The organism is Kribbella soli (assembly GCF_004331345.1).
GTDB classification, from domain to species: Bacteria; Actinomycetota; Actinomycetes; order Propionibacteriales; family Kribbellaceae; genus Kribbella; species Kribbella soli.
Genome location: NZ_SJJZ01000002.1, coordinates 1,658,804 through 1,672,612, shown reverse-complemented (window position 1 = coordinate 1,672,612; position 13,809 = coordinate 1,658,804). Strand labels below are relative to the sequence as shown.

At 68.2% G+C, this 13,809-nt stretch carries 13 protein-coding genes; 9 read left to right on the top strand and 4 right to left on the bottom strand.

Translation table 11 applies throughout. The features are described 5' to 3' along the window. Positions 1-66: 66 nt before the first annotated feature. The 4 genes from E0H45_RS22085 to E0H45_RS22070 form a co-directional block, all read right to left on the bottom strand. Positions 67-789, bottom strand: coding sequence for a hypothetical protein (locus E0H45_RS22085; protein WP_131340104.1), 723 nt, complete (start codon positions 787-789; stop codon positions 67-69). Between the two features lie 56 nt (positions 790-845). Further along, positions 846-3,503 (bottom strand): ABC transporter permease, encoded by a 2,658-nt coding sequence (locus tag E0H45_RS22080; RefSeq protein ID WP_131340102.1) that lies wholly within the window; start codon positions 3,501-3,503, stop codon positions 846-848. After that, a complete protein-coding gene (locus tag E0H45_RS22075; RefSeq protein ID WP_420323337.1) occupies positions 3,500-4,216 on the bottom strand; it encodes an ABC transporter ATP-binding protein in 717 nt (238 codons plus the stop codon). The genes E0H45_RS22080 and E0H45_RS22075 overlap by 4 nt, the downstream gene beginning before the upstream one ends. Before the next feature lie 351 nt (positions 4,217-4,567). Beyond that, positions 4,568-5,182 (bottom strand): hypothetical protein, encoded by a 615-nt coding sequence (locus tag E0H45_RS22070; RefSeq protein WP_238155185.1) that lies wholly within the window; start codon positions 5,180-5,182, stop codon positions 4,568-4,570. Between the two features lie 103 nt (positions 5,183-5,285). Here E0H45_RS22070 and E0H45_RS22065 point away from each other — a divergent pair, with 103 nt between their 5' ends. The 9 genes from E0H45_RS22065 to E0H45_RS22025 all read left to right on the top strand — a co-directional run bounded on the left by E0H45_RS22065 (position 5,286) and on the right by E0H45_RS22025 (position 13,806). Continuing rightward, positions 5,286-6,344, top strand: coding sequence for an alpha/beta fold hydrolase (locus tag E0H45_RS22065; RefSeq protein WP_131340096.1), 1,059 nt, complete (start codon positions 5,286-5,288; stop codon positions 6,342-6,344). A 133-nt stretch (positions 6,345-6,477) separates the two neighbouring features. Continuing rightward, positions 6,478-7,353 (top strand): alpha/beta fold hydrolase, encoded by an 876-nt coding sequence (locus E0H45_RS22060; RefSeq protein ID WP_202872435.1) that lies wholly within the window; start codon positions 6,478-6,480, stop codon positions 7,351-7,353. 36 nt (positions 7,354-7,389) lie between these two features. Beyond that, on the top strand, positions 7,390-7,782 hold the full coding sequence (locus E0H45_RS22055; RefSeq protein WP_238155139.1) for a hypothetical protein: 393 nt from the start codon (positions 7,390-7,392) through the stop codon (positions 7,780-7,782). Positions 7,783-7,864: 82 nt separating this feature from the next. Further along, positions 7,865-8,977 carry a GNAT family N-acetyltransferase gene (locus E0H45_RS22050; protein ID WP_131340094.1) on the top strand — a complete coding sequence of 371 codons (1,113 nt, stop codon included), beginning with the start codon at positions 7,865-7,867 and terminating at the stop codon, positions 8,975-8,977. Further along, on the top strand, positions 8,949-9,899 hold the full coding sequence (locus tag E0H45_RS22045) for a potassium channel family protein (protein ID WP_131340698.1): 951 nt from the start codon (positions 8,949-8,951) through the stop codon (positions 9,897-9,899). Before E0H45_RS22050 ends, E0H45_RS22045 begins: the two co-directional genes overlap by 29 nt. Positions 9,900-9,970: 71 nt before the next feature. Continuing rightward, positions 9,971-10,870 carry a zinc metalloprotease gene (locus E0H45_RS22040; protein ID WP_131340092.1) on the top strand — a complete coding sequence of 300 codons (900 nt, stop codon included), beginning with the start codon at positions 9,971-9,973 and terminating at the stop codon, positions 10,868-10,870. Positions 10,871-11,066: 196 nt separating this feature from the next. Continuing rightward, on the top strand, positions 11,067-12,059 hold the full coding sequence (locus E0H45_RS22035; RefSeq protein WP_131340090.1) for a LacI family DNA-binding transcriptional regulator: 993 nt from the start codon (positions 11,067-11,069) through the stop codon (positions 12,057-12,059). Further along, complete coding sequence (locus tag E0H45_RS22030) at positions 12,056-12,976, top strand: carbohydrate ABC transporter permease (protein ID WP_131340088.1); 921 nt, start codon at positions 12,056-12,058, stop codon at positions 12,974-12,976. The genes E0H45_RS22035 and E0H45_RS22030 overlap by 4 nt, the downstream gene beginning before the upstream one ends. Beyond that, positions 12,973-13,806: a carbohydrate ABC transporter permease gene (locus E0H45_RS22025; protein ID WP_131340086.1), complete on the top strand. Its 834-nt coding sequence runs from the start codon at positions 12,973-12,975 to the stop codon at positions 13,804-13,806. Before E0H45_RS22030 ends, E0H45_RS22025 begins: the two co-directional genes overlap by 4 nt. Positions 13,807-13,809: the final 3 nt, after the last annotated feature.

Below are 13,809 nucleotides of genomic sequence, written 5' to 3'. Positions count from 1 at the left end.
TCGTGCACAGGCATACCCACGTCCTCGCAAAGGTAGCCACCAAGCGGACCACCGGTTACCAGACGGCTACGGTGCGGAGGTGATCCGCCGTACGGATTGACTCTCCGCTGTGATGTTCCCGTCTTTGAAGGCTTCGTCCAGCGTGCCTGCGGTACGCCGGGTCAGCGTGACGTCGACCGGACAGGTCGTGGCCGGCTTGACGCCGGGCGTCGGCGTTCCGGTGACCGGCCGGAGCGAGCCGGTGGGGATGCTGACCGACGTACGGCCGGGCTCCAGCTCCAGGCTGCCGGTCTGGATACATTCGCCGGCCCAGCTGAGGATGGACGGCTGCTCGGACGGCTGGGTGTCGAAGCGGACCGGGATCGCGGCCCGACGCGAGTACGTCGTACCGGCCAGGGGAACGGTGAGCCGCACGCGTTCGGGCAGCTTCACGGTGGACCGCGGCGCGGAGTCGTCGTCCTTGCCGCGGGTCAGGTCGAACGTGATCTCGGTCCCCGCGTCCACCACGCCGTCCAGCTGACCGTCGTAGTCGGTGACCCCGGCGGAGCGGTGATGCTTGAGCTTGACGTCCTTGCCGCCGCCGGACGACGTGACCGACTCGCCGTCGCCGAGCTCGACGAAGGTCAGCGTGCCGACCCGGTACGACGCACTCACACGCGCCGCATCAGCCGTTTCGGGCAGCGTGACGACGTAGTTGGCGGTGATCCCACTGGTCCGGATGTCCTTCGAGTCAACCGTCGAACACCCGGCCAGGACCACGATGAGCGCTAGGGCGGCGATTAGCTTCACAGCCAGCGAAGCTAACAGCGGCAGGGGTTAGGGATCGTGCGTACAACTACTCATACTTACTCGTACTGCAGCGCCTGGAGCGGGTCGAGCTTCGCCGCGCGCCGGGCCGGCCAGATCGCGGCGACGATGCCGACGACGACCGAGACGACGGCGAAGGCGATCAGTTGCCCGGCCGGAACGGTGAAGCTGATCTCGTCCAGCCGCGCGGCCAGCAATGACGCGAGAACCAGGCCGAGGACGATCCCGATCACCGCGCCGATCAGCGCTGTCATCACGGACTCCTGGCGGATCATCCGCTTCACCTGCCCGCGGGTCAGGCCGATCGCGCGCAGCATGCCGAGCTCGCGGGTCCGCTCGAAGACGGTCAGGACCAGGGTGTTCACGATGCCGAACAGGCTCACCAGGACAGACAGCGCCAGCAACACGTAGAGCACGTTCAGCAAGCTCCTGATGCCGTCGGTCTGGTTGTCCTTGAACTGCTCGATGGTCACGGCCTTGGCGTTCGGGAACGAGGCCAGGGCGGCGTTCAGCGCGGCGGTGTTCGCCGGAGTCACTCCGCCTTCGATGTTCAGGAAGCTGTAGATGTTCTGCGGCTGGGTGGTCGTGGAGTCGAAAGTGCTGGTCGAGATCGTCACGTTGCCGAACGGCGACCCACCCGCCGGCGGCTTGAAGATGCCGCGCACCGTGAGCTGCAGCAGCTTCCCGGTCACCGTCTGCATCTGGAAGGTCGAACCCAGGACGAGCGAGTGCTCGTCCGCATAGCCGGAGTCGACGATCGCGCCGTCCGCCGCCAGTTCGGACAGCGAGGCCTGGGATCCGGAGCGCCAGTCGAACCGGAGCAGTTTGGGCGCCGTCTCGTCGATCGCGGTGACCGAGATCGTCTTGTCGAAGGCCTTGGCCTGCCCGGCGCGGACACTGGTCAGCTCCGTCACCGACGGCACCTTCGCCGCCGCGGCGGCCACCGTCGGCGGCAGCGGGCTGAAGTTGTTCTGCGCGGTGAGCGCGTAGTCGGAGCTGGAGATCTTGTCGACCGCGTCCTCGAACGGCTTGATGATCCCGGCGCCGAGGGTCGCGACGAGCGTGACCAGAGCGAGCCCGATCATCAGGGCCGCGGCGGTCGACGCCGTACGGCGTGGGTCGCGCCGGCTGTTCTGCCCACCGAGCGTGACCGCGGGGCCATCGGGGAGTACGCCGGGGAACTCGGCATGCCGCCCGAACAGCCGGCGGATCAGCCACAACGGGAACAGGAAGAACGGCCAGGCGATCGCCGTCAGGACGACGACCGACCAGCGCGCCACCGGATCCGACACGGCGGCCATCGGCCGGACGAGTCGCGCGGAGAACGACGCGATGCCGACGAACAGCAGCAGGACGCCGAGGCCGAGCAGGATCAGCAGCGTCCTGGTCGCCAGACCGTCGACGAACAGCCCGGCGAGGATCGTGCCGATGCCCACCACGGCCACCACCACGGCACCCGCCGACCGATACTTGTGGAACCGCCCCGGCGGCAGGGCTGCGCCCTCTCGGACGGCGGCGATCGGCGGTACGCGCGTGGCTCGCATGGCCGGCCGCAGACTCGCCAGCACGGTCACGACCACGCCGACCACGAGCGCGACGACAATGGTCCGCGTCCGGAACACCAGGCCGTTGTTCGGCAAGGTGAAGCCGATCGCGTCGAACAACTTGAACAGCCCGGTCGCGATCGCGAGCCCGAGGAACAACCCGGCGACGGCCGAGACGATGCCGGTCACCAGCGCCTCGAGGACGACCGTGCCGAGGATCTGCTTGCGCGCGGCGCCGAGGGTCCGCAGTGTCGCGAACTCGCGGGTGCGCTGGGCGATCGTGATCGACAGCGAGTTGGCGATCACGAACGAGCCGACGAACAACGCGATCCCGCCGAACACCAGCAGGAACGTCTGCAGGAAGCTCAGGAACTCGCTCGTCCCGGCGGCGTCCTCGGCGGCCTGGTCCTCCGCACTGCGGACCTGCGTCGCGGGCGGCAGGATCTTCTGGACCGCCGCGAGCAACTCCGGCCGGTCGACACCCTTCTTGGCGGCGATCAGGATCTGGTCCAGTTTCCCGGTCTTGTCGAACAGCCGCTGCGCCGTACCGACGTCGAAGCCGGCCAGGGTCGCGCCGCCGATGGACGAGACCGCCCCGAAGCTGACCAGCCCGGAGATCCGCATCGGCTCCACCGCGCCGCGGGCCTGGACGCCGATCGTGTCGCCGTCCTGGAATCCCTTCTCCGCGGCGGTTTTCGTGTCGATGACCACCTCGCCGGCCCCGGGCCAGTCGCCCTTGACCAGACTGAGCGAATTGAACTGCGGCAGCGACGGATCGACGCTGAAACCGAGGTTCGGTGCGCCGCCGAAGACGATCGCCTTGCCGTCCTTACCGATCAGTTGCGCCTCGCCATTCACGGCTCCGCCGGCGGCGCCGACCTCCGGAAGATCGCGGACCTTCTGCAGCAGGTCGGCCTCGAACGGCGGCGCCGTCTGGGTTCCGTCCTCGGACAAGTCGAACGCGGACTTCCCGGTGATCGCGGCGTCGGTGTTCTTGTAGTTCTGGCTGAAGATCGAGTCGAACGCACTGGAGATCGAGTCGGTCAGGACGTAGGTGCCGGAGATCAGCGAGACGCCGAGGACGATGCCGATCGCGGTCAGCGCCGTCCGTAGCTTGCGAGCGAGCAGTCCTTGCAGCGCGAACTTGATCACTGCAGGTCCAGCGTGTCGATGATCTGCAGGATCTCGTGCTGGCTGGACCGCCCGGTCTCCTTCACGATCTCACCGTCGGCCAGGTACAGCACCCGGTCGGCCATCGCGGCCGCCTTGGCGTCGTGCGTCACCATCACCGTCGTCTGCCCGTACGTCTCGACCGAGGACCGCATCAGGTCGAGGATCTCGCCGCTGGTCCGGGAGTCGAGGTTGCCGGTGGGTTCGTCGGCGAACACCACGGTCGGCCGCGACACCAGTGCCCGCGCGATCGCGACCCGCTGCTGCTGACCGCCGGACAGTTCGGCCGGCCGGTGCTCGAGACGATCGGCGAGACCGACCCGCTCGACCAGGTTGCCGAAGAACTCCGGATCCGCCTTCGCACCGGCGATGGTCAGCGGCAGCAGGATGTTGTCCCGCGCGCTGAGCATCGGCAGCAGGTTGAAGAACTGGAAGATGAAGCCGATGTGCTGACGACGGAGCTTCGTGAGCGCGTCGTCGCCCAGCGTCGTGATCTCGATCCCGTCGATCGTGACCGAGCCCGACGTCGGCCGGTCCAGACCGGCCAGGATGTGCATCAGTGTCGATTTCCCCGACCCCGACGGCCCCATCACCGCCGTCAGCTGCCCGGATTCGATCTCCACGTCCACTCCGTGCAACGCACGGACCGCGGTGTCACCTTCGCCGTACACGCGCACGACACCTTTCGCGTGCACAACTGAGACTGTCCCCTCCATTGCCGATCGCCCTCCCTGGCTGATCAGCGGCCCCCCAGCAGACCGGACTACAACTTCCACCGAGTCTGCTCGTCTTCGGGCCGGATCGATAGGGGGTTATCCCGGGCCGGACCCTGAGCTGCTCAGATGCAGCGGTCGGCGGGGTGGGGAGTCAAGGGGTGCCGGACCGGGAAGCGCCTCACGGCGCGTGGCCGCTCGTAGCGGCTTAATTTGGGACCCGGGGCTTGCACCGGCCCGACACCTCGAACAGTGTAGCGGGTGCTCAAACCCCTTGTCCTGTGGGGATTCCAGGCCGCGAGACGCTATAACACCGGTTGGCGCCGGGCGCAACTACCACAGGTTTCCGGCGCGTTCGGTGCGTGCCGCGGTCTGCAGCTGATCAGCGGTCTCGACCAGTTTCGACGCGGACAGCACCTGATCGTGGCCGTCGTCGGCGAGGTGCGCCCGTCCGGTCGCCACGATCCGCGCGAACGCGGCCGCCCGGTCCAGGGTCGTCGCGAAATCACCGGTCGCGACACCCCGCAGTACGGCGTCGACCATGTCCCGCACCTCGGCCGGACCGGGCGGTTCGGCGACGCCTGCGACGACCGCGTGCACCTCGGCGTACTTGCGCCCGGTGGCGAACTCGCGGGACACCGCCTCGGCGTTCGTGTGCACCCAGGACCGCAGGACGTACAGCCGCCAGAGCGCTCCCGGGAGCGAATCGGCGGGGGAGTCCGACCACAGTTCAGCGAGCTCGTCGAGCCCGTACTCGTCGGCGAGTTTCACCACCCGGGCGTGCACCTCGGCGTCCTCGGACTTGCGCACCCCGCGGACCAGCAGCTCGGCGGTCCGGTGCGCGGCCTCGGTCACGGTGGCCGGATCGGCGGCACCGGGCAACGACTCGAACAGCTTGTTACCGGGCAGGATCGGCCGGCGCGGATTCGGGGTGCTCACGGCCTCCATGGTGCCTGACCGCACGAACCTCCGCATGCCGACCCGCTCCGGAGGACCGTCCCGTACATCTGGAAGCCTGTCGACCGGCAACGCAGCTCGTTACGATCAATTGGTGAGGCAGAGGGTCGGCTACTGCACGGCGCCGGATGCGGTGAAACTGGCGTACGCCGTGCACGGGGCCGGCCCGCCCATCGTCCGAGTCGCGACCTGGATGACGAACCTGGAGTCCGACTGGGAGAGCCCGGTCTGGCGGCACTGGCTCGACGCGCTCGGGGACGGTCACACCCTCATCCGGTACGACGAACGCGGCTGCGGGCTCTCGGATCGCGACGTCGACGACATCTCGCTCGATGCCTGGGTGGCCGACCTCGAGGCGGTGGTCGACGCTGCGAGCCTCGACCGGTTCGCGCTGCTCGGCGTCTCGACCGGTGCGCCGGTCGCGGTGACGTACGCGGCCCGTCACCCCGAACGGCTCACGCACCTCGTCCTGTACGGCGGCTACGCGCGCGGCCGGGCCCTACGGGGTGAGAGCGAGCGCCGGTTCCAGGACGCGCTGGTCGCCGCGATCTCGGCCGGCTGGACCGATCCCGATCCCACCTTCCGCCATCTGTTCAGCATGCTGTTCCTCCCGGCCGGCACAGCCGAACAGATGGGTTGGTACGACGAGCTGCAACGGAACTGCACGTCGGCAGCGACCGCTGTCCGGATCTACAACGCGCGTGGCGGCATCAATGTGGTCGACGCGGCGGCGCAGGTGCGGACGAGAACGCTGGTCGTGCACCCGACGAGAGACCACGTCGTACCGATTGGTGAAGGTCGGCTGCTCGCCACCTTGCTCCCCGACGCGCGATGGGTCGAGCTGGAGTCGGCGAACCACATCCTGCTGTCGGACGACCTCGCGTGGCCGACCTTCGTCGCGGAGCTTCGCGACTTCCTGGGGACGAAGCCAACCACCGCTCGGCCGGGCGTCGAGGAACTCAGCCGGCGCGAGTTGGAGGTCCTGGAGCTCGTCGCGGCGGGTCTGACCAATGAGGCGATCGCGGAGCGGCTCAGCCTCAGCGTCCGTACGGTGGAGCGTCATCTGACGAACACCTACGTCAAGCTGCGCGTCTCAGGCAAAGCCGGCCGCGCCGCCGCGGCGGCCCGGTTCTCCGAGGCACGACGTACCTGATCTGCGTGTAGCCCGCCAAGCGGTCGTCCCGCTGATGCGTGCTGGCTCCGATGCCGGCGACTCCTGCCGCTACCTACCTTCGCAGGTACAGGACCAGCGCCCGGGCTCCCGGGCCGTCCGAGGGAGGCATTCGATGAGTCAGATGGTCACGAACGACACGGCATCGGCGGTTCTGGCCGAGCCGACACAGACGTACGACGTCGTTGGTGGGGGAGGCGTGCGGCTGCACGCCGCGGAGTGGGGCAACCGGCGAGGGCGCCCGATTCTCTTCCTTCACGGCTGGTCCGCCAGTCACGTCTGCTGGGCGCATCAGCTCGAAGGCCCGCTCGCCGAGGACTTTCGTCTGGTCGCGTTCGACAACCGGGGCCACGGGATGTCCGAGAAGCCGTTGGACCCGGACAGCTATCGCGACTCGCAGATGTGGGCGGACGACCTGGCCGCGGTCATCGACCAGCTGGGCCTCGACCGGCCCGTGCTGGTCGCCTGGTCGTACGGCGGGTTCATCGTCTCCGACTACATCCGGGCGTACGGCGAGGACCGGGTCGGCGCGGTCAACCTCGTCGGTGCCGCAGTGATGATGAAGCCGCCGACCTTCGACCACATCGGCCCCGACTTCCTCGCGAACGCACCGGAGGCGAGCCAGCCGGACCTGGCCACGAACATCGCTGCCATCCGGCGTTTCCTCGACGTCTGCACCGCCGAGCCACTCTCGCCGGACGACTGGAGCGCGGCGCTGGCGTGGAACATGGTTGTTCCACCCGCGGTCAGAGGCGCGTTGATCTCCCGCGAGATCGACAGTGACGACGTACTGGCCCGGATGTCGCTGCCTGTCCTGGTGACGCACGGCCGGTCCGACACGATCGTGCTGCCCTCGATGTCCGAGCATGTCCTCGACGTCTGCAGGACCGCTCGGCCGTCCTGGTACGACGGCGTCGGCCACATGCCCTTCAGTGAGGACCAGGCACGCTTCGACCGCGAGCTCACCGACCTCGCAGGGGCTGTCAGCTGACCCGTGGTCCGACCATCGGGTCAGTAGGCTCAAGTCATGGCGACTGCGGGGAAACCGAGCGGCAAGCTGGCGAAGAACTTGGTGAAGTACGGCGTGCGGTACGGGCCGCTCGTCGTCGAGGCGGTCCGGCACGGCCGGGAGCCCGCGCAGCAGGCGGTCCAGGCCGCGTGGGCGAAGCGGTCCGCGCGCCGGAAGGCGGTCGAGCACGCTCTCACCGTGCGCGAGGGCTCCTTGCTGAAGGTGATCAAGGATGGTCAGGCGATCTTCTTCGTGTTCTCCGGCGACGCGATCGTGACGACGTACCCCGCCGTACCGCAGAGCAGCTATCCCGAGCTGCTGCGGCACGCGGACCTCGACAGGCGCGAGTCGGCTGTCGTCCTGGCGGCGCGCAAGCAGAAAATCCTGCCCAAGGTCCACCGGAAACGTTGACGCGGGCGTAACATTCCGGACCCGGCCGGGCAACAGGCGGGACGCACAGTGGAAAGACGTTTCCACGAGGGAGGGCGTCCGCATGCTCTGGAAGATCAGGACCGAACTCGCCGACCGGCCCGGTGCCCTGGCCGAACTCGCTGCACGGTGTGGTGCGGACGACATCAACATCCTTCACCTGGAGGTCTTCGCCTCCGAGACCGGCGCGGTCGACGAGCTGGTCGTCTCGACCGGCGTCGGCTGGACCGCCGAGGACCTGACCGCGTTGGTCGCGGAGGCCGGCTGCGGCCGTACGACGGTCCGCCCGTGCCAGGCCGACGTACTCAATGACGCGCCGACGCGGTACCTGCGCGCCGTACTGCGGCTGATCGACGACCCGGTGTCGGTCGACGACGAGCTGGGCAACCTGCAGGGGTTCGACGAGTACACGCCGGCCGAATGGGCCCGTGCGGACGTGCTGGTCGAGATCGCCGGCCGGCTGGCCGAGCGGCTCGACACGCCGGAGGGCCCGCGGCCCGGTAGCGGCGGCGTACCCGAGCTGCGGACCGCGACCGTCGAGGACGCCGACGCCGTCGTCACGATGCACGAGCGCTGTTCGTACGAGAGCCGCACTCGGCGGTACCACGTGCCGATGCCGAAGCTCACCTCCCGCACCGCGCGGCACCTGTCCGCGCCGGCCGGTGGCGTGTCGGTCGTCGCGTGCGTCGACGACGCCGTGATCGGGATGGCGACGGCCGCGCCGTGGGAGGAGCTGGGCAGTACGACGATGGAGGTCGCCGTACTGGTCGAGGACGGCTGGCAGGGACAGGGTCTTGGCCTGCGGCTGCTGCGCCAGGTCGTGGGGGAGGCCCGTGCACTCGGCGCCGACCGGGTGGTCTGCATGGTGCAGCCGGAGAACCACGCGATGCTCCGCACGCTCGAGCGGCTGCGGATGCGGTCCAGGGTGGTTCGGGACGGCGACAGTCTGATGGTGAGTGTCGCACTGACCGACCGGAGCCTGTCGCATGCGGTGGATCGGCCGCCGGTGGAATATCGTCTGAACCGTGCCACCCCTTCCCACCGGTCGCAATCCGCACGGTCTGCTGGTCAACCTGCCCGCGAGCACACGCTCGCCGCTCTTTCAGCTCTTCAGCCGATTTCTGGTCGCGCTGGGGCTGCTGACCCTGATGGTGCTGATCGTGGTGGTCGACCGTGACGGGTACAAGGACAGTTATGACGGCCGCGTCGATCTGATCGACAGCATCTACTACGCAACCGTTACGCTCACCACGACCGGGTACGGCGACATCACGCCGGTGACGCCCTTCGCCCGGCTGGTGAACGCCTTCATCGTCACTCCGCTGCGGATCGCGTTCCTGGTGGTTCTGGTTGGTACGACACTGGAAGTGCTGGCCAACGAGGGTCGCCGGATCATGCGCGATACGCGCTGGAGGAAACGGATGAAGGACCACACCATCGTCGTCGGCTACGGCACCAAGGGCCGCGCCGCCGTGCAGACCCTGATCAGCAACGGGGTGAAGCGCGACCAGATCGTGGTGATCGACCCGCGCGCCACGGCGATCGGTGACGCGGGCAACGATCAGATGGCCGCGTTCCACGGCGACGCGACGAACCGGACGGTACTGCGTCGTGCCGAGGTGATGACCGCGCGCGAGGTGATCGTGACGACCGACCGGGACGACTCGGCGGTCCTGGTGACGCTGGCGGTGCGGCAACTGAACCCGAACGCGCATGTCGTCGTCGCGGTCCGCGAGGAGGACAACGTGCCGCTGCTGCGGCAGAGCGGCGCTGATGCGGTGGTCACCTCGTCCGAGGCGGTCGGCCGGCTGCTCGGCCTGACCTCGGTGAGTCCGAACCTCGGCGAGGTGATGGAGGACCTGCTCACCTACGGCGAAGGTCTCGAGGTCGCCGAGCGCCCGGTCCTCGGCCGCGAGGTCGGCAAGCCGCCGTCGGCCGTACCCGACCGGGTCGTGTCGGTGGTCCGCGACGGCAAGGTGCACCGCTACTACGACTCGAACGTCTCGGTGCTGGCCGCCGGCGACAAACTCATCGTCGTCCGCCCCGCCAAGGAAACCCCCTGGGCCGAACGCCCGGGAGCCGACGAGGACGACGAGTAACCCTTCCGCGCCGCCCACCCGCTGCCTAAAGTCGAATTGCCTGGGGGCCCGCGAGTCAGCAGGGGGCAGTGATGAGATGGAGCAGGGCAGTACGGACAGCCGCGGTGGCGGCGATGCTGGGTGCCGGACTGACGGGAACGCAGAGTCAGGCCTCGGGTCCGCCCGAGAGTGAGGCGTGCGTCTCGGAGGACAGCGTCGTCCAGGCGCGAGGTGGGCCGCGTGAACCGGCCCTCGGCCAGGTCGCGCAGGATCTGCCGGCGGCGGCGAAGGGCAAGGCGAAACCGGGGTTCAGGGCAACGGTTCCGGTCTACTTCCACGTGGTCACGGACGGTGCGATCGGCGCGCTCACGACGGCGCAGATCCAGACCCAGATCGACGTACTGAACACCACCTACGCAGGTGGCGAAGGTGGCGCGAACACCGGGTTCCGCTTCAGGTTGGCGGGAGTGACCCGGACCGACAACGCGGCCTGGTTCTACGCGAACCCGGGCGGCACGGACGAGCACAGCATGAAGCTGGCGCTGCACACCGGTGGGGCCGGCGATCTGAACCTGTACTCGACCACGGCCGGCGACTACCTCGGCTGGGCGTACCTGCCGGACATCGTGACCAAGCCCGGTCAGGCATACCTCGACGGTGCCGTCATCGACTGGGAATCCTTCCTGGGTACGTCGACCACGTACGCCAACCGCTACGACCAGGGGGAGACGACGACCCACGAGGTCGGTCACTGGCTGAACCTCGAGCACACGTTCTTCGGCGGGTGCAACGCGAAGGGTGACTTCGTCGACGACACCCCGAAGGAGAAGACTGCGACGTCGGGATGCCCGGCCGGCAAGGACACCTGCACGGCGCCCGGGCTCGACCCGATCCACAACTACATGGACTACTCGTACGACTCCTGCTACACCGAGTTCACCCCCGGCCAGTCCCAACGCATGGCCGATGCCTGGCTCCTCTACCGCGCGTAGACAACGCCGCACTTTGTGCACCCACCGACCATTTCGAGGCTCCGAAAACGGTCGGTGGGTGCACAAAGTCGGGTTGGGCGCGGGTCACGGTGCGGTTGCGGCGGGGGGTTGGGCGGTACGCGGTGTTGACGGTGTTTGTGTGGCGGTTTAATGTCGGGCTTGTAAACGATTACAAGAACGATTACAGGAGGTCGGCGTGAGTCGTCCGACGATCGCTGGGGTGGCCCGGGCGGCCGGGGTCTCGGTGGCGTCGGTGTCGCGCGTGCTGAACGGGCTGCCGGCCACCGAAGAGATGATCGAGCGGGTCCAGCGGGCGGTCGACGCGCTCGGCTACGTGCCGGACTCGCGGGCGCGGTCGCTGAAGGTCGGGCGGACGTTCCAGCTCACGCTGGCGGTCGCGGACGTCGGCAACCCGGTGTACGTGACGATGATGCGGGCGGTCGAGGAGGTCGTCTCCGCGGCCGGGTACCGGCTGGTGGTGACGACGACCGGGCCGGACGTGGTGGACGAGGTCGCGCTGGTTCGGGGGATGGCGCGCGGGTACGCCGACGGCTTGCTGATCAGCCCGATCCGCGTCGACGAGGACCTGGTCAAGTCGATCCGCGAGTGCGAGGTGCCGGTGGTGGTCGCCGGTAACGTCCCCGCCAAAGCGGGCGTCGACACCGTCCGGGCCAACTCGCCCAAGGGCATGCTGCTCGCCGTCGACCACCTTGTCGCGAAGGGCCGCCGACGCATCGCGTTCCTGAACGGCCCGGCCGACACGGTCCCAGGAGCCGCCCGCTCCAAGGGCTTCACCGAAGCCCTGAAAGCCCACGAGCTCCAGCCCGCCGCTGTCGCCGAAGCAACAGACTTCACCTTCGCCGCAGGACGTGCCGCCGCTCCCGACCTGCTGGCCGCCGGTGGAGTGTTCGATGCCCTCATCTGCGCGAACGATCTGCTCGCGGTCGGGTTGATGCACGAGTTGGCTGCTGCGGGGCTTGAAGTGCCACGGGATGTGGCGGTGGTCGGGATGGACGACAGCGAACTGGCCGAGCAGAGCTTTCCGCCGTTGACGAGCGTGAACCTGGGGTCCGCCGAGCGGGGACGCCGGGCCGCCGAGTTGCTGTTGGCAAGGATCGAGGACAACGAACGGGCCCCGCGACGGATCGTCGTACAGCCGTCGCTCAGCATCAGGAGGTCCACCCCGTGACGGCAACCTTGACGGCGCCGGCGCCGGTGAAGAACAAGGGCGGGAAGCCGAAGGCCAATCGCGAGGCGATCCTGCTCTTCCTGCCCGCGCTGCTGCCGGTGCTGATCCTGAGCGTCTACCCGCTGATCCGCGGGATCGCGCTCGGCTTCACCGATGCCCGCGCCGGGCTGCACGTCGAGACCAACTTCGTCGGCTTCGACAACTTCGGCAAACTCGTGCAGAACCACCTGTTCTGGGACTCGTTCCGGATCGGCGTGATCTGGACCCTGTCGGTGACGATCCTGCAGTTCGTCGCCGCCCTCGGTCTCGCGCTGCTGCTGAACGCGAACCTCAGGTTCCGCGGCGTCGCGCGCACCCTCGCGCTGATCCCGTGGGCGATGCCCCCGGTCGTCGTCGCGATCATGTGGCGCCTGCTGCTGCACCCGACCAACGGCCCGGTGAACGAGGTCCTGCAGAAGCTGAACCTCACCGACCATCCGATCAACTTCCTCGGCGACTTCAGTACGGCGCTGCCGGCCGTGATCGTGGTGGGGATCTGGGTCGGCATGCCGATGACGACCATCACCCTGCTGGCCGGCCTGCAGGGCATCGACCGCACCCTCTACGAGGCGGCCGCGGTCGACGGCGCGAGCACCTGGAGCCAGTTCTGGAACATCACGCTCCCGCAGCTGCGGACCGTGATCGTCGCGATCACCAGCCTGGACATGATCTGGAACTTCAACTCGTTCGGCCTGGTCTACGTCCTGACCGCCGGCGGCCCGGGCGGCAAGACGATGCTGCCGATGCTGTTCGCCTACAACGAGGCGTTCCGCTACGGCAACTTCGGGATGGCCGCGGCGATGGGTGACGTGATGGTGGTCATCATCATCGGGTTCCTGTTCTTCTATCTGCGGAACCGGCTGAGGAGCGAAGCATGAGAACTCGTTCCGGGGTCCGCGCCCTGCAGTACATCGCGGTGATCTGCTACCTGGTCTTCCTCGGCTTCCCGCTGCTCTGGCTGATCTCCAGTTCGCTGAAGTCGCCGCAGGAGTTCGCCAGCATCACGCCGAGCCTGCTGCCGAAGCACTTCGACCTGTCCAACTACACCGACGCGCTCAACGAACAGGGCCTGGTCCGCGGCCTCAGCAACAGCCTGCAGATCTCGATCTACAGCACGATCCTGGTGCTGATCGTCGCGCTGCCGGTGTCGTACGCGCTGGCCCGTTTCCGCAGCCGCCTGCGGCCGCTGACGAACGGCTGGATCCTGGTCAGCCAGGTGTTCCCGGTGATCCTGATCGTGATCCCGCTGTTCATGATCCTGCGTCCGCTGCACCTGACGAACACGATCCCCGGCGTCGTGATCGTCTACATGGTCTGGTCGCTCCCGTTCGCTCTGTGGATGCTGCAGGGGTACGTCGCCGCGGTGCCGCGCGAACTGGAGGAAGCAGCCTCCGTCGACGGCGCCGGCCGGATCCGGACGATCGTCTCGATCGTGATGCCGCTGCTTCGGCCGGGGCTGATCGCGACCGCGATGTTCACCTTCATCTCGGCGTGGAACGAGTTCTTCTTCGCCCTGGTTCTGCTGCAGGACCCACAACTCAAAACGCTGCCGCTGGTGCTCGCCCGCTTCGTCGGGGCCGAGGGCCAGGTTCAGTTCGGCCCGCTCGCTGCCGCCTCCGTGCTGGCCACCGTCCCCAGTCTCGTGTTCTTCGCCTTCCTGCAGCGCCGGTTGACCTCCGGCCTGCTGAGCGGCGCAGTCAAAGGTTAGGAG

What these genes read in the sequence shown, in the direction of transcription:
- E0H45_RS22025 (WP_131340086.1), top strand. Translation starts at nt 12,973, where the DNA reads ATGAGAACTCGTTCCGGGGTCCGCGCCCTGCAGTACATCGCGGTGATC.
- E0H45_RS22055 (WP_238155139.1), top strand. Translation starts at nt 7,390, where the DNA reads ATGGCGACTGCGGGGAAACCGAGCGGCAAGCTGGCGAAGAACTTGGTG.
- E0H45_RS22050 (WP_131340094.1), top strand. Translation starts at nt 7,865, where the DNA reads ATGCTCTGGAAGATCAGGACCGAACTCGCCGACCGGCCCGGTGCCCTG.
- E0H45_RS22045 (WP_131340698.1), top strand. Translation starts at nt 8,949, where the DNA reads ATGGTGCTGATCGTGGTGGTCGACCGTGACGGGTACAAGGACAGTTAT.
- E0H45_RS22040 (WP_131340092.1), top strand. Translation starts at nt 9,971, where the DNA reads ATGAGATGGAGCAGGGCAGTACGGACAGCCGCGGTGGCGGCGATGCTG.
- E0H45_RS22060 (WP_202872435.1), top strand. Translation starts at nt 6,478, where the DNA reads ATGAGTCAGATGGTCACGAACGACACGGCATCGGCGGTTCTGGCCGAG.
- E0H45_RS22070 (WP_238155185.1), bottom strand. Translation starts at nt 5,182, where the DNA reads ATGGAGGCCGTGAGCACCCCGAATCCGCGCCGGCCGATCCTGCCCGGT.